Source organism: Stenotrophomonas sp. MH181796 (assembly GCF_009659995.1).
GTDB classification, from domain to species: domain Bacteria; phylum Pseudomonadota; class Gammaproteobacteria; order Xanthomonadales; family Xanthomonadaceae; genus Stenotrophomonas; species Stenotrophomonas riyadhensis.
Genome location: NZ_RAHU01000008.1, coordinates 375,937 through 395,055 on the forward strand (window position 1 = coordinate 375,937; position 19,119 = coordinate 395,055).

A 19,119-nucleotide genomic window follows, 5' to 3' on the forward strand; every position below is an offset into this window, starting at 1 on the left:
ATTGCCGGGGTATAGGAGGTGTTACGGCTGGGCGATCAGCGCATCACGAGCTGGCCCTGCTGCTGGCCATTGTTGCGCAGTACGCGCACGACCAGCGTTGGCGGGCGCTGCTGGAAATTGGCGCGCCAGCTGGCGAGGTCGGCGAATTCACCCACCGTTGCATCGGTGATGATGTCGCCCTGCTGCAGGCCGTTGGTGGCGGCGCGGCTGCCGCGCTTGACCTCGCTGACCAGTACGCCACCAACGCCCGATTGGCGCAGCGACTCCGGCAGGTCGACGAAGGTGGCGCCGCCCAGGCGCGGATCTAGGCTGTCGCCGGTGACTGCGCGGGCCTGTTCCTTCAGCGTTGCCTTGATCTGCAGCGGCTTGCCTTCGCGGCGCACGTCCAGCGTCAGCGGGCTGCCGACCGCGGCCAGGCCTTCCACGTTGTGCAGGGCTTCAGCGCTGTCCACGCGTTGGCCGTTGGCCGAGACCACCACATCGCCCGGCTTCAGCCCGGCTGCGGCAGCGGCCGAACCGGCCAGTACCCGGGTGATCAGCGCACCACGGGTTTCACCCAGGCCCAGCCCCTGCGCGATCTGTGCGGTCAGGTTCTGGCTCTCCACGCCCAGCGTGCCACGCACCACCACACCGTGCTTGACCAGCTGGTCGACCACGCTGCGCGCCAGGTTGGACGGAATCGCCAGGCCCAGGCCGATGTTGCCGGCCATGCTGCCCTGTGGGTTGAAGCTGGCGGTATTGATGCCGACCAGCTGGCCCTGCAGGTCGACCAGCGCACCACCGGAATTGCCCGGGTTGATCGACGCATCGGTCTGGATGAAGTTCTGGTAGCCCAGCCCGCGGATGCCGCTGCGGCCCACCGCCGAGACGATGCCCGAGGTGACCGTCTGGCTGAAACCGAACGGGTTGCCGATCGCCACCACGAAGTCGCCCACCCGCAGCTGGTCGCTGTTGCCGAGCTTGATGTCGGTCAGGTTCTGCGCCGGGATGCGGATCAGTGCGATGTCGGTATCGCGGTCCGAACCGAGGAACTCCGCCTTGACCGTGCGCCCGTCGGCCAGTGTCACCTGCACGTCATCGGCGTTGTCGATGACATGGTGGTTGGTCAGTACCAGGCCTTCCTTGGCGTCGATGATCACGCCGGAGCCGAGCGATTCGTTGATGCGTTCCTGCGGGATGTCCGGGAACAGGCGGCGGAAGAACGGGTCATTGAAGAAGGGGTTGCGCACGCGCACCACCTGCTTGGTGTTGACGCTGACCACCGCCGGCATCGCCTTTTCCAGCATCGGTGCCAGCGACGGCACCGCCTGCCCGGCCACCGAGGCCGGCAGTGCGGCGCTGGTCGGCAAGACCGCTGGCAGCGGTGCGGCATCGGCCCGGTTGTCCAGGTGCGCATTGATGCCGGTGGCAACGAAGCCACCGAAGGCGGCGGCGATTGCGAGCGTGAGCAGGGTGGGAAGCGGTCGCATGGGAGTCGGTTCGCTGGCGTGGGTGGGGGCGGTTCGGCCCTACGGTAAAACAAGCTGAATGAGTGTGTCGCGATCTGGATAAATGCGCCATGAAAACCGGGCGCCCGGAGCGCCGACCGCGCGCGCCGCGAATGAGCCGTTGGCGACAGCGCGATCCGTGCGCCACGCACCGTGGATACGCGCCCGGGCGTGGCGCGATACAGGCCGATACTTGCGCAGTTCTGCGCATCCCGGTGCCGCGATGCGCCATATCGCACGCCTTCGGCTGCAATTGAGCGGGCGCATGCGACGAACGCTTCCGCCCGCCGTGACCTTGCGGCGCAGCACTGAAAAGAAGGGGTTTCGTGCACGACGGCAGCGTTGATGAGGGTGGTGGGCTACACCATTGCCGTCGCATCAGATGCGATTGCGGGCGCATGCCCCGTTCCACGATCGTCAATGTCGGTATAGCATCGCCCCGTTTTGATACTTAAGGCCCCCAGGAGGGCAACATGAGCAACGGTAATGGTGTGTCGGTCGTGACCGACGCCGTCGAGAACGTGAAAGAAACCGCCACCAACGTCGGCGAGACCATCGCCCACGCCGCCGAAGACGCCGTGAAGTCGGTCAAGAAGACCGTCAAGCGCGCCACCAAGGCTGCCGGTACCCGCGTTGCCAAGGCCAAGAAGGCTGTGGCCAAGGTTGAGAAGACCGTTGCCAAGAAGGCCGAGAAGGCTGCCAAGTCGGTCGGCAAGACCGTTGCCAACGCCAAGAAGAAGCTGGAAGCCGCCAAGAAGAACGCCAAGGCCGAAGCCGCTGCCCTGAAGAAGGAAGTGGCCAAGAAGAAGGCGGCTGCAGGCAAGGCCGTGACCAAGAAGGCCGCTGCTGCCAAGAAGACCACCAAGGCCGCCACCAAGGCTGCCGGCAAGAAGGTCGCCACCGTGAAGAAGGCCGCCACCAAGAAGGCCGGCGTCGCCAAGAAGACCGTTGCCAAGAAGACCGCGGCCGCCAAGAAGGTTGTCGGCAAGAAGGTCGCTACCGCCAAGAAGGCCGTGGCCAAGAAGACCGTCGCCGCCAAGAAGGTCGCTGGCAAGAAGGCCGTGGCTGCCAAGAAGGTTGTCGGCAAGAAGGTTGCCGCTACCAAGAAGGTCGCCACCAAGAAGACCGCGGCCGCCAAGAAGGTTGTCGGCAAGAAGGCTGCTGTCGCCAAGAAGGCCGTCGGCAAGAAGACCGCTGCTGCCAAGAAGGTTGTCGGCAAGAAGACCGCCGTTGCCAAGAAGGCGGTGGGCAAGAAGGTTGCCGCCACCCGCAAGACGGTCGCCAAGAAGGCTGCGCCGCTGAAGAAGGTCGCCGCCAAGAAGGCTCCGGCCAAGAAGGCCGTGCGCAAGGTCGCCAAGCGCAAGTAATGGCGCCGTGACCGAAGGCCCTGCCACCCAACGGGTGGTGGGGCCTTTCGCGTTTCTGGGACACCCCATGGGGCAAGATGCAGGTTCTTCCCGCCGGAGCCCCGGGCATGCGTGGTATCGACTTCAGTTCCTGGCAGGGCGTGCTGTCCACGTTGGCTGGCCTGGTCCTGATCACCCTGCTGGGCGTGGGCATCCGCCTGCTGGTGATGCAGACCCTGCAGCAGCGCCGCGAGCGCGAGAACCGGCAGATCAATGAGCGGCTGCGCACGCTGATGGCGGCCTACAAGACCCTGGGCGGTTCCTTCACTGGCGAACTGGGCGTGGATCCCAGCCATCGCCGCGACCTGCGCCAGCGCGAAGATGCCGAAGGCATCGCCGAACCCCGCTCGGATCGCGCGCGCCGCATCCGCGATGCCGTCGAGGCCGCGTTGTCGGACATCCTGTTGCTGGGCACCGACGAACAGGTGCGGTTGGCCGCGCGCGCGGCCAACGAACTGGCACAGGGGCGGCCGGTGCACACCCACGAACTGGTGGTCTCGCTGCGCGACTTCGTGCGCGAAGCGCTGGATCTGGCGCCGATTCCGACCGACCTGCAGATACCGCCGCAGGGACCAACCCGACCCGCTGCCAGTGGTGGCGGCAAGGGCCGCAACGACGGCGATGCCAAGGGCGGTCGTGCGGGTGGTGGTGGCGGTGGCGGAATGGGGGCCGGCATGGGCGGTGTGGGCCTCGGCGCCGGCGCCGCTCTGGGCGCCGGCCATGCGTCTGCCAGCGATGACACGGACGCGCGCTGAGCACGTCCGCCGGATTCAGCGCGTCAGCTCGTAGAGCGGTACGAACCCACCGTAGATCATCCGCGCGCCGTCGAACGGCATCGGATTCTTCGCCGGATCAAACCGCGGGTCTTCCATCATCTTCTTCATGCCGGCGTCGCGGGTCGGCTTGTCCGGCCATTCGATCCAGGAAAACACCACCGTCTCATCCGGCGTGGCTTTCACCGCGCCGAAGAAGTCGGTGGTCTTGCCGTGCGGTACGTCGTCACCCCAGCATTCGACCACACGCAGCGCGCCGTACTCGATGAAAACGGGATCGCCTGTGCGTGCATGGGCGAGGAACTTCTCCTTGTTGGCGGTGGGCACCGCCAGGACGAAACCATCGATGTAGCTCATTGCCTGCCTCCGGATGGACCGTGCCGCATGCACGGCCTTCAAGTACCCGACGAACCAGGGCGTCATGGATCGACAATTCAGCAGCGCACGTTCGTTGTAGCCCATGAAATGCACGCGCGCCGCGCGCGTATGCCAGACGCAGCCTGAATCAAGCCAAAAAATTCAGCAATGCGAAGACCGCTGTTTTCAGGGAGCGTTGTGGCGAATAACGGAGAATTTACATTCCCGATGCGATGGCGCCCTGGCGCTGCTGCACACCATAAGAAAGTAAAGGTGTACCCCCATGAAGAATTCGCTGATTGCTCTGGCCCTGGCCGCTGCCCTGCCGTTCACCGCCTCGGCTGCTGAGAACCTGTCGTACAACTACGCCGAAGCTGACTACGCCAAGACCGACATCGACGCGTTCAAGGCCGACGGCTGGGGCGTGAAGGGTTCCTACGGCTTCCTGCCGAACTTCCACGCCTTCGGTGAGTACAGCCGCCAGGAAATCGACCACACCAACATCAAGCTGGACCAGTGGAAGATCGGCGCCGGCTACAACGTTGAAATCGCTCCGACCACCGACTTCGTTGCCCGCGTTGCCTACCAGAAGCGCGACCAGAAGCACGGCCTGGACTTCAACGGCTACAGCGCTGAAGCCGGTATCCGCACCGCCTTCGGTGCCCACGCCGAAGTCTACGGCATGGTCGGCTACGAAGACTTCTCGAAGAAGCACGGCATCAATCCGGAAGGCCAGTGGTACGGTCGCCTGGGCGGTCAGGTCAAGCTGAACCAGAACTGGGGCCTGAACGGCGAGCTGAAGATGAACCGCGACGGCGACAAGGAATACACCGTCGGCCCGCGCTTCAGCTGGTAATTGCTTCCTCGGCGCGCCTGCGCGCTGAAGATGCCTCGACAGGCCCGGCTTCTGCCGGGCCTGTTGCGTTGTGGGGAAACGAAACCGCGCCTGACCACACGCCCCGGTCGTGCTCTGTTGCAATAAATTGGATTCCGCTGACCGCAGCACCGACCTACGGTGGGTACTTCGTATTGCCGGATCTGTGTGATGCCGCCTGCCGTTCCCGCTCTGTGTCTCGACCGGCCCTGCCGCCTGGCCATGCTGGCGCCGCATCCAGTACTTCGGCTGGGGGTGGAAGTCGTACTGCGCCGGCACGCTGGCGTGCAGGTCTGTGCCAGCTTCACCTGTGAGCGCGAACTGTTCAACCTGCTGCAGCGCCAGCCCGGCGACATCGACCTGCTGCTGGTCGATCTGCTGGCATCGCATGGGCCCGGGGAAGGATTGTCCCTGCTTCGCCTGCTGTCACGGCGCTGGCCGCTGCTGCCGGTGCTGGTGCTGTCCGCACACTGCAATGCCAGCACGGTGACCCTGGCGATGCAGGCCGGCGCGCGCGGCTTCCTGTCCAAGGAGACTTCGCCGGACATGCTGCGACGCGCGGTCGATGTGTTGGTCCGTGGCGGACGCTTCGTACCGCCGGAACTGCGCACGCCGTTGAGTCGATCGCGGATGCGGCGGACACCGGAGCCGCTGCTCGCAGCATTGAGCCGACGTGAGCGCGAAGTGCTCCGGCTGGTCCTGCAGGGCTGCAGCACCGGCGAGGTCGCACGGCGTTTCGGCCGTACGGCCAGCACGATCAGTACGCAGAAGCGGACCGCCTATCGCAAGCTCGGCATCCGCAGTGACGGCGAACTGTTCCGCATCCGGCATCTGCTCGAATGAGGGTGAGCCGGCTTATTCGCCCTGGTACTGCTTTTCTTCCACCAGCGCCGAACCGGCCACGCGGTTGATCTCGTTCTTCACCTGCACGCGCTCGCCATTGGTGCCATAGACACCACGCGCCAGCTGGATGAACGCATCGTCGAACACCTGGGCTGCTTCCTTGTCGCGCAGCTGGTCCTGGATATCCCACATGCGCTCGTTGATCGCCTTCAGCTGCTGCTTCAGCACGGCCAGTGCCGGCTGTGCCTGCAGCTGCTGCTGCAGCAAGGGCAGCAGGCCGTCCAGCTCGGTGCGGACGTTGGCCAGCTTGGCCACATCGCCGATGCGCTCGGCCTTGATCTCGAGAATGGTGATCTTGTCGATCAGCTCGCCGATCGATACCGGGGTCAGGATGGCGTCCACGCGGTTGGTTCCTGGAAACAAGGCGCCATGATACCGCGCCGCTGGCACGCGGCCCCCGGTCCACGGGATTTACGCCGAATTTGCGCCACGGGCCCGGCAGCACCCTCGATCCGTTACGGCCACCACCTCGACACTGCGCTCCCGGCGGCGCAACCGCCTTCAACGAGGAACACAGTGCAGTGAACAGCAAGGGGATGATGGCGGCGATGGTGGCCGCCCTGGCAGGGCTGCTCGGCATCGGCAGCGCCCAGGCACAGGTGCAGGTCAGCGGCAGTGCCGCACTGACCAGCGACTACGTGTGGCGTGGCAGCTCGCAGAGCGATGGCGACCCGGCGGTGCAGGCGGGCGCGAAGATCTCGGTCGCATCGGGCTGGTATGCCAGCGTGTGGGGCTCCAACGTTTCGTTCAAACCGGACAATGGCGCGCGCAGCGAGTTCGACCTGGTGGCAGGCTGGTCCGGCGCGCTGGCACCGGACTGGACACTGGATGCCAACCTGACCCGCTATGTGTATCCAGGTACCGGCCGCGCGCTGGACTGGACCGAACTCAATACCACCGTGACCTGGAAGCAGCGCGCCTGGCTGCAGCTGGCGCATTCCAACGATGCACTGGCCGGTGGCCATCGCGGCACCTATGCCCAGCTGGGTGTGCGGGTGCCGCTGCACGAGCGGTTCCGCCTGGAAGCGGCGGTAGGCCAGTACTGGCTGGCCACCGCACAGGGGCCCGATTACCTGCATGGCCAGCTCAGTGCCATCGCCTCGCTGACCCCGGCGTGGGAGCTGCGGGCCACCGTGCATGACACCGACAACGCAGCGAAGCGGCTGTTCCCGGGCAACGCCGGTGGGCGGTGGGAGTTGGCGCTGCAGGGCAGCTTCTAGTCAGTCACCGAAGCCTGGCGTGCGCGCAGCGCGCCGGGCATCCACAGCAGCAGGGCCAGCACGGCCACTGCAGCACCGGCCACGCAGACCCCGGTCCAGCCGAAGCGCTGGTAGACCTGCGCCGACAGCAGCGAGCCCAGCGAACCGCCGATGAAGTAGCCGGTCATGTAGCCGGCGTTGAGCCGGTTGCGCGCCGCCGGTTGCAGTGCGTAGATCAGGTTCTGGTTGCTGACATGCAGCAGCTGCGCGGCCAGGTCCAGCACCACCACACCGGCCAGCAGTGCCAGCAGCGAGTGTGCCGACAGTCCCAGCGGCAGCCATGACAGGAGCAACAGCACCAGCGCGATGGCGGTGGCGCGTCCGGTCTGGCCGCGGTCGGACATGCGCCCGGCCAGGCCCGCAGCCAGCGTGCCGGCGGCACCGACCAGCCCGAACAGGCCGATGGTGGCGTCGCTGTAGGCGTAGGGTGGCTGCGCCAGCAGGAACGCGAGCGGGGTCCAGAAGATCGCGAACATGGCGAAGCTGCAGGCGCCCAGCAGGGTGCGCTGGCGCAGCACCGGCTCCTGCACGAACAGCACGCCGATCGAGCGCAGCAATGCGAAATAGCCGAGGCCGGCGCTGTGGTGGAATCGCGGCAGGCCGCGCTGCAGCGCCAGCGCGGTCAGCACCAGGGTGCCGGCGGCGATGGCATACACCAGGCGCCAGTCGCCCAGGCTGGAAAGCAGTCCGGCCACGGTGCGCGCCAGCAGGATGCCCAGCAGCAAGCCACTCATCAATGTGCCGACCACGCGGCCACGATGTTCCGGTGCGGCCAGCGTGGCCGCGAACGGCACCAGTACCTGTGCCACCACCGAGAACAGGCCGGTGATCGCGGTACCCACCAGCAGCCAGGCCAGCGACGGCGCACAGGCACTGATCACCAGCCCGCCGGCGGACAGCAGGCTCATCACCACGATCAGGCGGCGGCGTTCGAACAGGTCACCCAGCGGCACCAGCAGGATCAGTCCGGCGGCATAGCTCAGCTGTGCGGCGGTGACCACCATGCCGACCTGGCCGAACGGCACACCGAAGGCATCGGCGATGGTGTGCAGCAGCGGCTGCGCATAGTAGTTGCTGGCCACGGCCACGCCGGTAGCCACCGACATCAGCAGCACCTGCCAGCGGTGCAGAGGGGGAAGGGACGGACTCACGCGGTGTTCCAGGAAGCGGGGGAGCACAGTGTCCGCCTGCTGCAGCCATGATGGAAATGAATCATCATCATCCCTGTCATCTGGAAATGAGATGGTTGCGTGAATCTCAAGCAGCTCGAGTTCGCCGTCGCCCTGGCCGAGGAGGGTAACTTCACCCGCGCCGCCGAGCGCTGCCACGTGGTGCAGTCCGCGCTCAGTCACCAGATCGCCCATCTTGAGCAGGAACTGGGCACAACGCTGTTCGAGCGCCTGCCGCGCCAGGTGCGGGCCACCGCCGCCGGCGAGGCGCTGCTGGTGCATGCACGCCAGGTGCTGGCCAGCCTGCGCCACCTGCGCGCCGACGTGGCCGCCGTCACTGGCGAGGTGCGTGGCCTGCTGGCGATCGGGCAGATCTCCTCGCTGACCGACATCGATGTGGTGGCGATGCTGGCGGCCTTCCAGCAGGCGCACCCGCAGGTGGAGTTCCAGCTGCGGGTCGACAAGAGCGAGGACCTGATCGCGCAGGTGCAGTCGCGAGAGCTGGACGTGGCACTGGTCGGATTGGCGCCGTCGGCGGGGTTGGACGGGGTCTGCCACCAGATGCTGCAGGAAGAAGACCTGGTGGCGGTGCTGGCGCCGTCGCACCGCTTGGCCCGCCACAAGCGGCTGCCATTGACCGAACTGCAGGACGAGGCGCTGGTCGACTTTCCGCGCGGCACCGGTGCACGCCGCCAGACCGACGATGCCTTCGCCGCCGCTGGCCTGCCGCATACGGTGCGCTTCGAGGTCAATCTGATGGAACTGATCGAGCGCTTCGTCCGCCATGGGTTGGCGGTTGGCATCGTGCCAGCGTTGATCGCCGACGGGTTCCAGGGGGTGGTACAGATTCCGCTGCAGCCGACCCCGACCCGCCGCGTGCACCTGGTCTGGCAGCGACTGCCGACACCGGCGGCGCGGGCGTTTGTCGAAGCCGTGCTCAGCCGCGCAGGCGCAGGCTCAGGCCCTTGAGGAAATTGCGCAGCATCTGGTCCAGGCAGCGCCGGTAATTGGTGTGCCCGGGCTGGCGGAACAATGCGCCCACTTCCGACTTGGAGACGTTGAAGCCGGCGCTGGCGAAGATCTCCATCAGATCGACGTCGCGCAGCTGGAAGGCGACGCGCAGCTTCTTCAGCACCAGGTTGTTGTCGATGCGGGTTTCCACCGCACGCTGAGGCTGGCTCTCATCGCGACCGCGCAGGTGCACGATCAGGCCGTCGAGGAAGTGCGCCAGCGCGCTGTCGCTCATCGCTTCGAAACCGGCTTCGTCCTCGCGGCGCAGCCAGGCTTTCACCTGTTCCGGATCCACGGCGAAGGCGGGGTCGGCCATCTGGCACAGAGTCACCACGTGGTGGTCGCCCAGGTCCAGGGAGTAGCGCACGCTGCGCAGGACATCGTTGTTGATCATGGCCCCAATTGTACCGGCCACCCCGACAGGCGGGGCCGGATCTGGCCGATCAGGCAACGCAACCCCCGGCCGACGGTGCCAGAATGGGGGTCTGGTTTTTCCCCTGGAGTTGCCTGATGACCCGCACTGTCCTGATTACCGGCGCCACGTCCGGCTTCGGCGCCGCCGCCGTCCACCGCTTCGCCCAGGCGGGCTGGAAGGTGATCGCCACCGGCCGCCGCGGCGAACGCCTGCAGCCGCTGGTCGAGCGCTACGGCAAGGACGTGGTGCATGCCGCCGCCTTCGACATCCGCGATCCGGTGGCGATGGAAGCGGCGCTGCTGGCACTGCCGCCGGCCTTTGGCGAGATCGATCTGCTGGTCAACAACGCCGGCCTGGCGCAGGGCACTGCGCCGGCACAGAGCGCCAAGTTGTCGGACTGGACCACGATGATCGACACCAACATCACCGCGCTGGTGACCCTGACCCACCGCCTGCTGCCGCAACTGGTGGAGCGCAAGGGCGCAATCATCAACATTTCGTCGGTGGCCGGTGTCTACCCGTATCCGGGCGGCAATGCCTACGGTGGCACCAAGGCTTTCGTCAGCCAGTTCTCGCTCGGCCTGCGTTCGGACCTGCACGGCACCGGCGTGCGCGTGACCACGATCGAGCCGGGCATGGCCGAAACCGAGTTCACCGTGGTGCGTACCCATGGCGACCAGGCAGCGTCGGACAAGCTCTACACCGGCGCCAACCCGATGACCGCCGAAGACATCGCCGAACAGATTTTCTGGGTGGCCACGCTGCCGCCGCACCTGAACATCAATCGCCTGGAACTGATGCCGGTCAGCCAGTCCTTCGCCGGTTTCCAGGTCGCCCGCGAAGGCTGACCGCCGTCTGTAGAGTCGAGCTTGCTCGACTGTTGCTCTACCCCCAGTCGAGCATGGCTCGACGCTACAGAAACAAAAAAAGCCGGGCAGTGCCCGGCTTTTTCATTCACTTCGGCAGGCTCACTGCGCCTTGATCGCCATCGCCTGCAGGCCGGTGCCATCCAGCTTCTGCTTGGCTTCGGACAGTTCGCCGGCGCTGCCGTATGGCCCCATGCGCACGCGGTACACGGTCTTGCCGTTGATCTGCGCCGATTCCACGCGTGCCGCCAGGCCCATCATGGCCAGCTTGGCCTTGGTGGCTTCGGCGTCGCCGGAGGCGCCGAACGCACCCGCCTGCAGGATGTAGCGGGCGTTGTCGGCAGCAGCCGGTGCCGCAGCGGCCGGGGGAGTGGCCGCGGTCGGCGCGGTTTCCGCACGCGCTGCCGGAGTGGCGGCGGTGGTGCTGGTCGACGCCGGCGGCGTCGCCGCAGCCGGTCGTTCGCTCAGCGGTGCCGGCAGCGGACGGCTGGTGGCGGTCACCGGTGCGGTGCTGGCCACGCTGGCCGTGGCCGTCGGTGCCGGCGCGGTAGCCGCTGGCGGCGGAACCGGCTTGCCTTCCAGTGCCGCCTGCGCGCGCTGCGCTTCGGCCTTGGCCCGGCGCTGGTCCTCGGCACGCGCGCTGGCGGCCAGTTCGGCGTCGGACATTTCAACTTCCTTGCCCGGCAGCAGGGTATAGAAGTCGTACTGGGTGGCGGCCGGCTTTTCCGGTTCGGCCGGCTTCGGCGTGGTCGGCTGCGCGGCCGGCTGGGTGCCGACATCGCTGTCGGCATCAGCAACCGGGGCCGGCTGCGCATTCGGGTTCGGCTGCGGACCGGCGCGCAGGAAGCCATCGCCTTCGCCCTTGAACAGGTTCGGCGCCGCCAGGAACACCACGGCCGCGATCGCTACACCGGCCACCAGCCACACCCATCCGGGTGTGCCCTGGCTGCCGCTGTTGCGTCGTGCCTGGCTTTTGCCGCGTCGTGCTGCCATGAGTACTGCGTCTCCTGATGCTTACATTTTTTCCGGGGCGCTGACGCCCAGGAGGTCGAGGCCATTGGCCAGCACCTGGCGTGCCGCGCAGGCCAGGGTCAGCTTGGCATTGCGGTCGGCGGTGTCTTCCACCAGCACCGGCGTCCCGTGATACCACGTGTGGAACGCGTGCGCCAATTCACGCAGGTACTGCGCCACCAGATGCGGCTCCAGCGCCACGCCGGCTGCTTCCACCACTTCCGGATACCGCGAGATCTCGTTCATCAGCAGCAGCGAGGCGTCGTCGGCCAGGCGGCCGAGGTTGGCCAGGCCGTTGCCCTGTTCGTACACCAGGCCCTTCTCCTGTGCCTGGCGCAGCAGGCTGCAGACGCGGGCGTGTGCATACTGCACGTAGAACACCGGGTTGTCGTTGCTCTGCTGGCGGGCCAGGTCGATGTCGAAGGTCAGCTGCGAATCGGGCTTGCGCGCGATCAGGAACCAGCGGGTCGCATCGCGGCCAGCTTCCTCGATCAGGTCGCGCAGGGTGAAGTAGCTGCCGGCACGCTTGGACAGCTTCACTTCCTCGCCGCCGCGCATGACGGTGACCATCTGGTGCAGCACGTATTCCGGCCAGCCCTGCGGGATGCCCACTTCCATGGCCTGCAGGCCGGCACGCACGCGCGCCAGCGAGCCGTGATGGTCGGCACCCAGCTCGGTGATCGCACGCTCGTAGCCGCGCTGCCACTTGGACAGGTGGTAGGCCACGTCCGGTACGAAGTAGGTGAAGGTGCCGTCGGACTTGCGCATCACGCGGTCCTTGTCGTCACCGAAGTCGGTGCTGCGCAGCCACAGCGCGCCGCCTTCCTCATAGGTGTGGCCCGAAGCCTGCAGCTTGGCCACGGCTTCGGCAACCTTGCCGTCGGCGTACAGCGAGCTTTCCAGGAAATAGATGTCGAAGTCGACGCCGAACGCGGCCAGGTCCAGATTCTGCTCGTTGCGCAGGTAGGCCACGGCGAAGCGGCGGATCGCCTGCATGTCGTCCGGGTCCTTGGCACCGACCACGGTGCTGCCTTCCAGATCGACACTGGCGCCGGCCATGTAGGCGCGGGCGACGTCGGCGATGTATTCACCGCGGTAGCCACCCTCCGGCCAGCCATCCTGGTCCGGCGCGATACCCTTGATCCGTGCCTGGGTGGACAGCGCCAGGTTCTCGATCTGCACGCCGGCGTCGTTGTAGTAGAACTCGCGCTTGGCGTTCCAGCCGTTCGCATCGAGCACGCGTGCCACGCAGTCGCCGATCGCCGCCGCGCGGCCATGGCCGACATGCAGCGGGCCGGTCGGGTTGGCCGACACGTACTCCACACCCACCGTGCGGCCATTGCCGGACAGGTTGCGGCCGTAGTCGTGGGCTTCCTTGATGACCGAGGCGGTTTCGCGCTGGTACGCGGCCGGGGCCAGGTGGAAGTTGATGAAGCCGGGGCCGGCGATCTCGACCTTGCTCACGTCCTCGCTGCGCGGCAGCGCCTCGACCAGCGCCTGTGCCAGTGCGCGCGGATTGCTGCGCGCGGCCTTGGCCAGCAGCATCGCGGCATTGGTGGCGAAGTCGCCGTGATCGCGGGTCTTCGGGCGCTCGACCACGAAGTCCGGCGGCAGGGAGTCGGCGGGCAGGGTGCCATTGGCGCGCAAGGCTTCGATGCCTTGGCTGATCAGGGCGCGGAGGAGATTTTTCACGAGGCCTGCTGTGAGAATGAGCGGCGGAATCGCCCATTTTAGCGCAGATACCAGCGGCCACGCTGACCGAAACCTGCCTGTGGGGGCGACCGATGGCGCCTGGAGGGCGGGCGCTCAGCCGAACAGGCGGGGCTGGGGCGGCGACAGCAGGCCTCGTTCAGCAAACGAAACGGGGCGGCCCTCACCGACCACGAAGTGGTCCAGCAGGCGCACATCCACCAGCGCCAGCGCCTGCTGCAGTTCGTCGGTGATGCGGGTATCGGCACCGGAGGGTTCCGGGTCGCCGGAGGGGTGGTTGTGGCTGAGGATCACCGCCGCCGCGTTGTGCAGCAGGGCGCGCCGCACCACTTCGCGGGGGTAGACCGGGGCGGCGTTGATGGTGCCGTGGAACAGTTCCTCGCAGGCGATCAGGCGGTGGCGGTTGTCCAGGAACAGCGCCATGAAGATTTCCCGCGCCTGCCCGCGCAGGCGGTGCTGCAGGTAGCGGCCGACCGCGGCCGGGTTGTTGCCGACCGCTTCGCCGTGCTCCAGCTCTGCCGCCAGGTAGCGGTGGGCCAGTTCCAGCCCGGCGGCCAGCGTACAGCTGCGCGCCGGGCCGAGCCCGGGCAGACGGGCCAGGTCGCCTGCGGAGCGGTCCAGCAGCACCCGCAACGGGCCATGCGCCTGCAGCAGGTCGCGCGCGGTCTGCACGGCATCGCGGCCACCGAATCCGGAGCCGAGGAACAACGCCAGCAGTTCGGCGTCGGAAAGTGCGGTGGGCCCACGTGCGATGAGCTTCTCGCGGGGGCGTTCCTGTTCGGGCCAGTCATGGATGGGCATGCCTGCATCATCGCCAGCCCGCGTGGCGGCTCCCATCGGTGCACACCGCAGCACCGGGTCGGGCGATGCCTCACCCGCGCCGGGTCTGCAGATAGTCGAACAGTTCCTGGTTGTTCTGCAGGCCCAGCTTGCGCTTGGCTTCGGCCTTCTGCCGGCTGATCGTCTTGGGGCTGCGCCCGCAGCGTTCGGCGACGGCATTCACGCTGAGCCCGGCCGCCAGCAGATCCAGCACTTCCTGTTCCCGCGCCGACAGCGGCGCCGGTTCGCGCGGGAACAGCAGGTCGCGGGCCTGCAGGTGGTGGCGCAGTTGTTGGGAAACGAACACCTGGCCGGCCAGTGCCGCGCTCAGCGCCTGCGGCAGCTCGGTGAAATCGGCGCATTTGTCGACCAGGCCGCTGATGCCCTCGCGCAGCAGGCCGTCAAGCAGTCCAGGATGACGAGCTCCGGTGAGCACCACCACCGGCAGCCCGGGATGGCGCTCGCGCAGTGCATCGATCAGTTCCGGGCCATCCGGGCCGTCGCCCGGCATCGACAGATCGGTCAGCACCGCATCGCAGTCATGCCGATCCAGCAGCTGCAGCAGCTCCGCGCCGTCACTGGCGCTGCCGACGATCTCCATCAGGTGGGTCTGCAGCACGATGCGGATGCCGTGCAGAACCACCGGATGGTCGTCGGCAATGATGATGCGCGGGTGCACGCGGCTCCTCGGGGATCGGACGGACCGCAGCACACAGCGGCCAACGCCTGATTCTGCAAAAGGGCAGGGCCGCAGAGGTATAGGAAAGGTCCGAAACCGATGCCCGGCAAACCCCGGGTCAAGCGCAGCGCGCTCCATCTGCTGATAGCTGTCCGCTATGTGCACCGTGCACCGGGACATTACCGACCATCGGGTAAGCTAACGCCCTCGTTTGCACAGGAATTCCAGGTGGCTGACTCCCCCAACGCTTCCCCCGCGCCGGCCCGCGCGCTGGAAGGTCAGAAACTGCTGTTGTGCGTCGGAGGCGGGATCGCGGCCTACAAGGCCCTGGAGCTGGTGCGGCGCCTTCGCGACGCCGGTGCCCAGGTGCAGGTGGCGATGACCGCCGGTGCCCAGCAGTTCGTCACTCCGCTCAGCTTCCAGGCCCTGTCCGGGCAGCCCACCCGCACCACGCTGTGGGACAGCGCCGCCGAACAGGCCATGGGCCACATCGAGCTGGCGCGCTGGGCCGACCGCATCGTGGTTGCCCCCGGTACCGCCGATCTGCTGGCGCGGCTGGCCCAGGGCCACGCCGATGACCTGGTCAGCACGCTGTGCCTGGCCAGTACCGCGCCGCTGACCGTCTGCCCGGCGATGAACCACCGCATGTGGCTGCATCCGGCCACCCAGGCCAACATCGCCCTGCTGCGCCAGCGCGGCGCACAGGTGATCGGCCCGGTCGACGGCCCGCTGGCCGAAGGTGAATCCGGTCCCGGCCGGCTGGCCGAACCGGCCGACATCGTTGCCGCGCTGGCCGCCAACGGCGGTGCCGCCGCTGCGGTTGCCGCACCGGAAACCCGCGCGCTGCAGGGCCTGCGCCTGCTGATCAGTGCCGGCCCGACCTATGAAGACATTGATCCGGTGCGCTATGTCGGCAATCGCAGCAGCGGCAAGATGGGCTTTGCCCTGGCCGCTGCCGCCGCTGCGATGGGTGCTCAGGTGGTGCTGGTCAGCGGCCCGGTACAGCTGCCGACGCCGCCCGGCGTGCAGCGCGTCGACGTGCGCTCGGCCGCGCAGATGCGCGATGCCGTGCTGAAGTCGCTGCCGGCCGACATCTATATTGGTGCCGCAGCGGTGTCCGACTACACACCGCGCCAGGTGGCCCAGCAGAAGCTGAAGAAGACCGCCGACAGCCAGTCGCTGGTGATCGAGCTGGTGCGCACGCCGGACATCCTTGCCGAAGTCGCCGCGCAGACCCAGTCGCTGAAGCTGGTGGTCGGCTTCGCCGCCGAGACCCACGACGTGGAGAAATACGCGCGTGGCAAGCTGGTCGACAAGCGCCTCGACCTGGTGATCGCCAACCAGGTCGGCATCAGCGGTGGCGGTTTCGAGAGCGACAACAATGCCGCCACGGCCTTCTGGCAGGACGGTGAACAGGTATTCCCGGCCACCTCCAAGCGTGAGCTGGCCGAACAACTGCTGGCGCTGATCGCGCGGAGACTCCAGGCATGACCCAGGCTTTCACTTCCCAACCGCTGCAGGTCAAGCTGCTCGACCCGCGTTTCGGCGACAGCTGGCCACTGCCGGCCTACGCTACCGAGGCCAGCGCCGGCATGGACCTGCGCGCGGCGCTGGATACCGCGCTGACCCTGCAGCCGGGCGACACCGCGCTGGTGCCCAGCGGCCTGGCCATCCACATCGCCGATCCGCACCTGTGCGCGGTGATCCTGCCGCGCTCGGGGCTGGGCCATCGCCACGGCATCGTGCTCGGCAACGGCACCGGCCTGATCGACGCCGATTACCAGGGCCCGCTGCTGATCAGCGTCTGGAACCGTGGCCGTGAGGCCTTCACCATCGAGCCGGGCGATCGCATCGCGCAGCTGGTGGTCGTGCCGATTGCCCGCGTCAACCTGCAGGTGGTGGATACTTTCACCGACAGCGTGCGGGGAACGGGTGGATTCGGCCATACCGGGGTGCGTTGACGGGGGACATCGATGAGCGGCATCGGGGAAGGACAGCGGGGACGGTCGTTGGGTCGCAGTGCACCACTACTGGGGGTGCTGCTGATCCTGCTGGCCGGCTGGTTCGGATGGAGCGCGGTGCAGCAATGGCGTCAGGAGGCCAACGGCCAGGCGCTGGAAGAAGCACGTGACCAGGCCGTGCAGGGCCTGCAGGACGCGGCCGCCGGCCAGCTGAAGCAGCTGCAGCAGCAGCTGAAGAACGAACGCGTGCAGCAGGCGTTGCAGGCCGGTGATGCCGCGGCAGCGGCGCTGGCCGTGCGCGAGAGCTGGACCGGCGTGGAGCAGGCTGACGTGCTGACTGCCGATCTGGCCAACGCCTACGCCGACCCGGCCGCCTTTGGCTATGCCCGATTGGCGCTGCTGGAAGCGGCATTGGCCGAAGGCAAGCCCAGCCTGCGCGTGGTCCGCGATGGCGGTGGCAATCGCCTGGGCCTGGCAGCGCCGGTTCAACTGGGCAGCCTCGGCCCGGCGGTGCTGTATGTGCGCCAGCCGTTGCTGCGGCTGACCTCACCGCTGGATCAGGTCAGCGCGCCGTCCACGGGTTTCCTCGGATTGCGCCAGGGCGCGCACGACCTCGTCGCCCAAGGCGATTCCGGCCTGGCGGAAAGCGCCGAGGCACTGGCACGGCCGGTCGCCGGTACACCGCTGCGGCTGGTCGCCGCGGTGCCCAATGTTGAAGCCGGCCCGCTGGGCCTGGGCGCGCTGGCCAGCGCCATCGTCGCGCTGCTGCTGGCGTTCATCGCCGTGCTGCTGGTGGTCGGTCGTGGCCGACTGCCGAAGACCCTGCCACTGCCGCGCCGTGCCGCTGCAGCGGAGGCCGACCATGGCCCGACCCTGAGCGAGAGCCTGCAGATGGCGCCGCCCCCGCTGGCCGCCGCCAGCGAGGAAAGCACGCCACCGCCGCCGCCGCCGGTGCCGGCCGAGGAACTGGCCGCCGGCATTTTCCGCGCTTACGACATCCGCGGCGTGGTTGGCAGCGAACTGACGCCGAAGACCGCTGCGTTGATCGGTCAGGCCATCGGCACCGTGGCCCTGGAACAGGGGCTGCGCGAGGTGGTGGTCGGCCGTGATGGCCGCCTGTCCGGGCCGGAGCTGGCCGCAGGCCTGGCCGAGGGCCTGCGTCGGGCCGGTTGTGCGGTGATCGACATCGGCCTGGCACCGACGCCGCTGGTGTACTACGCCGCCTTCCACCTGCGTACCGGTACCTGCGTGGCAGTCACTGGCAGCCACAACCCGCCCGAGTACAACGGTTTCAAGGTGGTCATCGGCGGCGAGACGCTGTCCGGCGATGCCATCACCGATCTCTACCAGCGCATCATTGAAGGACGGTTGGTGCAGGCCGCCGAACCGGGCGATTACCAGCAGCGCGATATCAGCGCCGACTACATCCAGCGCATTGCCGACGACGTGCAGCTGGATCGCCCGTTGAAGGTCGTGGCCGATGCCGGCAACGGCGTGGCCGGCGCGCTCGCGCCGCAGCTGCTGGAAGCGATCGGTGCGGAAGTCATCCCGCTGTACTGCGATGTCGACGGCAGCTTCCCCAACCATCATCCCGACCCCAGCGAGCCGGCGAACCTGGAAGACCTGGTGCAGACGGTGAAGCGCTTCGGTGCCGATCTCGGCGTCGCCTTCGATGGCGACGGTGACCGCCTGGGCGTGGTCACCGGCGAAGGAAAGATCATCTATGCCGACCGCCTGCTGATGCTGTTCGCCGCCGACGTGCTGATGCGCAACCCCGGCGCGATGGTGATCTACGACGTGAAGTGCACCGGCAAGTTGTCCGACCACGTGCTGCGCAATGGCGGCAGTCCGCTGATGTGGAAGACCGGGCATTCGCTGATGAAGGCGAAGATGCGCGAGACCGATGCTGAGTTGGCCGGCGAGATGAGCGGCCACTTCTTCTTCAAGGAACGCTGGTTCGGTTTCGACGACGGCCTGTATGCGGCTGCGCGGCTGCTGGAGATCCTGGCCCAGCGCGAGGAGACCCCGGACGAGGTACTGGCAGAGCTGCCGGAGATGGTGGCCACGCCTGAGCTGAAGGTGCCGGTGGCCGAAGGCACGCCGCATGCGCTGGTGGCGATGCTGGTGGCGGCGGCGCAGTCGTCGGACAACCCGTATGTGGGCGGTCGCCTGTCGACCATCGACGGCCTGCGCGTGGACTTCCCCGATGGCTGGGGCCTGGTGCGCGCCTCCAATACCACGCCGGTGCTGGTGCTGCGTTTCGAGGGCAATGACGAGGCGGCGCTGGAACGTATCCAGGCGCTGTTCCGCAGCCAGCTGCAGCCAGTGCTGGGCGACACCCCGCTGGGGTTCTGATTGATCGGGATTGGATCGATCGGGTAGTGCCGGCCGCTGGCCGGCAACCACAGGATGGTTCTGG

19 protein-coding genes are annotated in these 19,119 nt (G+C 67.5%); 10 read left to right on the forward strand and 9 right to left on the reverse strand.

Annotation, left to right across the window (positions count from 1 at the left end; all coding sequences use genetic code 11):
* Nucleotides 1-35: 35 nt before the first annotated feature.
* The gene (locus D5301_RS21040; RefSeq protein WP_110710793.1) at nt 36-1,469 is read right to left on the reverse strand and encodes a Do family serine endopeptidase; all 1,434 of its coding nucleotides are present in this window, start codon (nt 1,467-1,469) and stop codon (nt 36-38) included.
* Between the two features lie 491 nt (nt 1,470-1,960).
* Here D5301_RS21040 and D5301_RS21045 point away from each other — a divergent pair, with 491 nt between their 5' ends.
* Nucleotides 1,961-2,854: a histone gene (locus D5301_RS21045; RefSeq protein ID WP_153856762.1), complete on the forward strand. Its 894-nt coding sequence runs from the start codon at nt 1,961-1,963 to the stop codon at nt 2,852-2,854.
* 107 nt (nt 2,855-2,961) lie between these two features.
* Nucleotides 2,962-3,648: a hypothetical protein gene (locus D5301_RS21050; protein WP_110710794.1), complete on the forward strand. Its 687-nt coding sequence runs from the start codon at nt 2,962-2,964 to the stop codon at nt 3,646-3,648.
* Between the two features lie 15 nt (nt 3,649-3,663).
* On the opposite strand, the gene D5301_RS21055 is transcribed toward D5301_RS21050, so the two are convergent.
* Nucleotides 3,664-4,023, reverse strand: coding sequence for a DUF1428 domain-containing protein (locus tag D5301_RS21055; protein ID WP_049455507.1), 360 nt, complete (start codon nt 4,021-4,023; stop codon nt 3,664-3,666).
* 283 nt (nt 4,024-4,306) lie between these two features.
* Here D5301_RS21055 and D5301_RS21060 point away from each other — a divergent pair, with 283 nt between their 5' ends.
* Nucleotides 4,307-4,879 (forward strand): Ax21 family protein, encoded by a 573-nt coding sequence (locus D5301_RS21060; RefSeq protein WP_032130335.1) that lies wholly within the window; start codon nt 4,307-4,309, stop codon nt 4,877-4,879.
* A gap of 189 nt (nt 4,880-5,068) precedes the next feature.
* Nucleotides 5,069-5,740, forward strand: a complete 672-nt coding sequence (locus D5301_RS21065; protein ID WP_153856763.1) for a response regulator transcription factor — start codon at nt 5,069-5,071, stop codon at nt 5,738-5,740.
* Nucleotides 5,741-5,752: 12 nt separating this feature from the next.
* Here D5301_RS21065 and D5301_RS21070 read toward each other — a convergent pair whose 3' ends face one another.
* Nucleotides 5,753-6,142, reverse strand: a complete 390-nt coding sequence (locus D5301_RS21070) for a DUF6165 family protein (protein WP_049448701.1) — start codon at nt 6,140-6,142, stop codon at nt 5,753-5,755.
* Between the two features lie 179 nt (nt 6,143-6,321).
* On the opposite strand from D5301_RS21070, the gene D5301_RS21075 reads away from it, so the two are divergent.
* Complete coding sequence (locus D5301_RS21075; RefSeq protein WP_180859510.1) at nt 6,322-7,020, forward strand: TorF family putative porin; 699 nt, start codon at nt 6,322-6,324, stop codon at nt 7,018-7,020.
* Here the strand turns inward: D5301_RS21075 and D5301_RS21080 are convergent.
* Nucleotides 7,017-8,165, reverse strand: coding sequence for an MFS transporter (locus D5301_RS21080; RefSeq protein ID WP_153856794.1), 1,149 nt, complete (start codon nt 8,163-8,165; stop codon nt 7,017-7,019). The two genes, D5301_RS21075 and D5301_RS21080, sit on opposite strands and share 4 nt — an antisense overlap.
* 144 nt (nt 8,166-8,309) lie before the next feature.
* Between D5301_RS21080 and D5301_RS21085 the strand changes: the two genes are divergently transcribed.
* Nucleotides 8,310-9,197 (forward strand): LysR family transcriptional regulator, encoded by an 888-nt coding sequence (locus D5301_RS21085; RefSeq protein ID WP_110710799.1) that lies wholly within the window; start codon nt 8,310-8,312, stop codon nt 9,195-9,197.
* On the opposite strand, the gene D5301_RS21090 is transcribed toward D5301_RS21085, so the two are convergent.
* Nucleotides 9,166-9,633 (reverse strand): DUF1456 family protein, encoded by a 468-nt coding sequence (locus tag D5301_RS21090; RefSeq protein WP_005411992.1) that lies wholly within the window; start codon nt 9,631-9,633, stop codon nt 9,166-9,168. The genes D5301_RS21085 and D5301_RS21090 overlap by 32 nt on opposite strands.
* Nucleotides 9,634-9,749: 116 nt before the next feature.
* Here D5301_RS21090 and D5301_RS21095 point away from each other — a divergent pair, with 116 nt between their 5' ends.
* Nucleotides 9,750-10,502 (forward strand): SDR family NAD(P)-dependent oxidoreductase, encoded by a 753-nt coding sequence (locus D5301_RS21095; protein ID WP_110710800.1) that lies wholly within the window; start codon nt 9,750-9,752, stop codon nt 10,500-10,502.
* Between the two features lie 120 nt (nt 10,503-10,622).
* Here the strand turns inward: D5301_RS21095 and D5301_RS21100 are convergent, their stop codons facing one another.
* The 4 genes from D5301_RS21100 to D5301_RS21115 form a co-directional block, all read right to left on the reverse strand.
* Nucleotides 10,623-11,513: an SPOR domain-containing protein gene (locus tag D5301_RS21100; protein WP_110710801.1), complete on the reverse strand. Its 891-nt coding sequence runs from the start codon at nt 11,511-11,513 to the stop codon at nt 10,623-10,625.
* A gap of 21 nt (nt 11,514-11,534) precedes the next feature.
* The gene (gene argS / locus D5301_RS21105) at nt 11,535-13,223 is read right to left on the reverse strand and encodes an arginine--tRNA ligase (protein WP_110710802.1); all 1,689 of its coding nucleotides are present in this window, start codon (nt 13,221-13,223) and stop codon (nt 11,535-11,537) included.
* Nucleotides 13,224-13,337: 114 nt separating this feature from the next.
* Nucleotides 13,338-14,042 (reverse strand): DNA repair protein RadC, encoded by a 705-nt coding sequence (gene radC / locus D5301_RS21110; protein WP_110710803.1) that lies wholly within the window; start codon nt 14,040-14,042, stop codon nt 13,338-13,340.
* Nucleotides 14,043-14,112: 70 nt separating this feature from the next.
* On the reverse strand, nt 14,113-14,739 hold the full coding sequence (locus D5301_RS21115; RefSeq protein ID WP_110710804.1) for a response regulator transcription factor: 627 nt from the start codon (nt 14,737-14,739) through the stop codon (nt 14,113-14,115).
* 228 nt (nt 14,740-14,967) lie between these two features.
* Between D5301_RS21115 and coaBC the strand changes: the two genes are divergently transcribed.
* Genes coaBC through D5301_RS21130 form a run of 3 tightly spaced genes read left to right on the forward strand, consistent with a single transcriptional unit; the run spans nt 14,968 to nt 19,055 of the window.
* Nucleotides 14,968-16,230 (forward strand): bifunctional phosphopantothenoylcysteine decarboxylase/phosphopantothenate--cysteine ligase CoaBC, encoded by a 1,263-nt coding sequence (gene coaBC / locus D5301_RS21120; RefSeq protein WP_110710805.1) that lies wholly within the window; start codon nt 14,968-14,970, stop codon nt 16,228-16,230.
* Nucleotides 16,227-16,700 (forward strand): dUTP diphosphatase, encoded by a 474-nt coding sequence (gene dut, locus D5301_RS21125; RefSeq protein ID WP_110710806.1) that lies wholly within the window; start codon nt 16,227-16,229, stop codon nt 16,698-16,700. Before coaBC ends, dut begins: the two co-directional genes overlap by 4 nt.
* Nucleotides 16,701-16,712: 12 nt before the next feature.
* The gene (locus D5301_RS21130) at nt 16,713-19,055 is read left to right on the forward strand and encodes a phosphomannomutase/phosphoglucomutase (protein WP_153856766.1); all 2,343 of its coding nucleotides are present in this window, start codon (nt 16,713-16,715) and stop codon (nt 19,053-19,055) included.
* The last annotated feature ends 64 nt before the right edge of the window (nt 19,056-19,119 follow it).

What these genes read in the sequence shown, in the direction of transcription:
- D5301_RS21090 (WP_005411992.1), bottom strand. Translation starts at nt 9,633, where the DNA reads ATGATCAACAACGATGTCCTGCGCAGCGTGCGCTACTCCCTGGACCTG.
- D5301_RS21100 (WP_110710801.1), bottom strand. Translation starts at nt 11,513, where the DNA reads ATGGCAGCACGACGCGGCAAAAGCCAGGCACGACGCAACAGCGGCAGC.
- D5301_RS21065 (WP_153856763.1), top strand. Translation starts at nt 5,069, where the DNA reads ATGCCGCCTGCCGTTCCCGCTCTGTGTCTCGACCGGCCCTGCCGCCTG.
- D5301_RS21040 (WP_110710793.1), bottom strand. Translation starts at nt 1,469, where the DNA reads ATGCGACCGCTTCCCACCCTGCTCACGCTCGCAATCGCCGCCGCCTTC.
- D5301_RS21050 (WP_110710794.1), top strand. Translation starts at nt 2,962, where the DNA reads ATGCGTGGTATCGACTTCAGTTCCTGGCAGGGCGTGCTGTCCACGTTG.
- D5301_RS21080 (WP_153856794.1), bottom strand. Translation starts at nt 8,165, where the DNA reads ATGTCGGTGGCTACCGGCGTGGCCGTGGCCAGCAACTACTATGCGCAG.
- D5301_RS21095 (WP_110710800.1), top strand. Translation starts at nt 9,750, where the DNA reads ATGACCCGCACTGTCCTGATTACCGGCGCCACGTCCGGCTTCGGCGCC.
- D5301_RS21060 (WP_032130335.1), top strand. Translation starts at nt 4,307, where the DNA reads ATGAAGAATTCGCTGATTGCTCTGGCCCTGGCCGCTGCCCTGCCGTTC.
- dut (WP_110710806.1), top strand. Translation starts at nt 16,227, where the DNA reads ATGACCCAGGCTTTCACTTCCCAACCGCTGCAGGTCAAGCTGCTCGAC.
- radC (WP_110710803.1), bottom strand. Translation starts at nt 14,042, where the DNA reads ATGCCCATCCATGACTGGCCCGAACAGGAACGCCCCCGCGAGAAGCTC.
- D5301_RS21045 (WP_153856762.1), top strand. Translation starts at nt 1,961, where the DNA reads ATGAGCAACGGTAATGGTGTGTCGGTCGTGACCGACGCCGTCGAGAAC.
- D5301_RS21055 (WP_049455507.1), bottom strand. Translation starts at nt 4,023, where the DNA reads ATGAGCTACATCGATGGTTTCGTCCTGGCGGTGCCCACCGCCAACAAG.
- D5301_RS21130 (WP_153856766.1), top strand. Translation starts at nt 16,713, where the DNA reads ATGAGCGGCATCGGGGAAGGACAGCGGGGACGGTCGTTGGGTCGCAGT.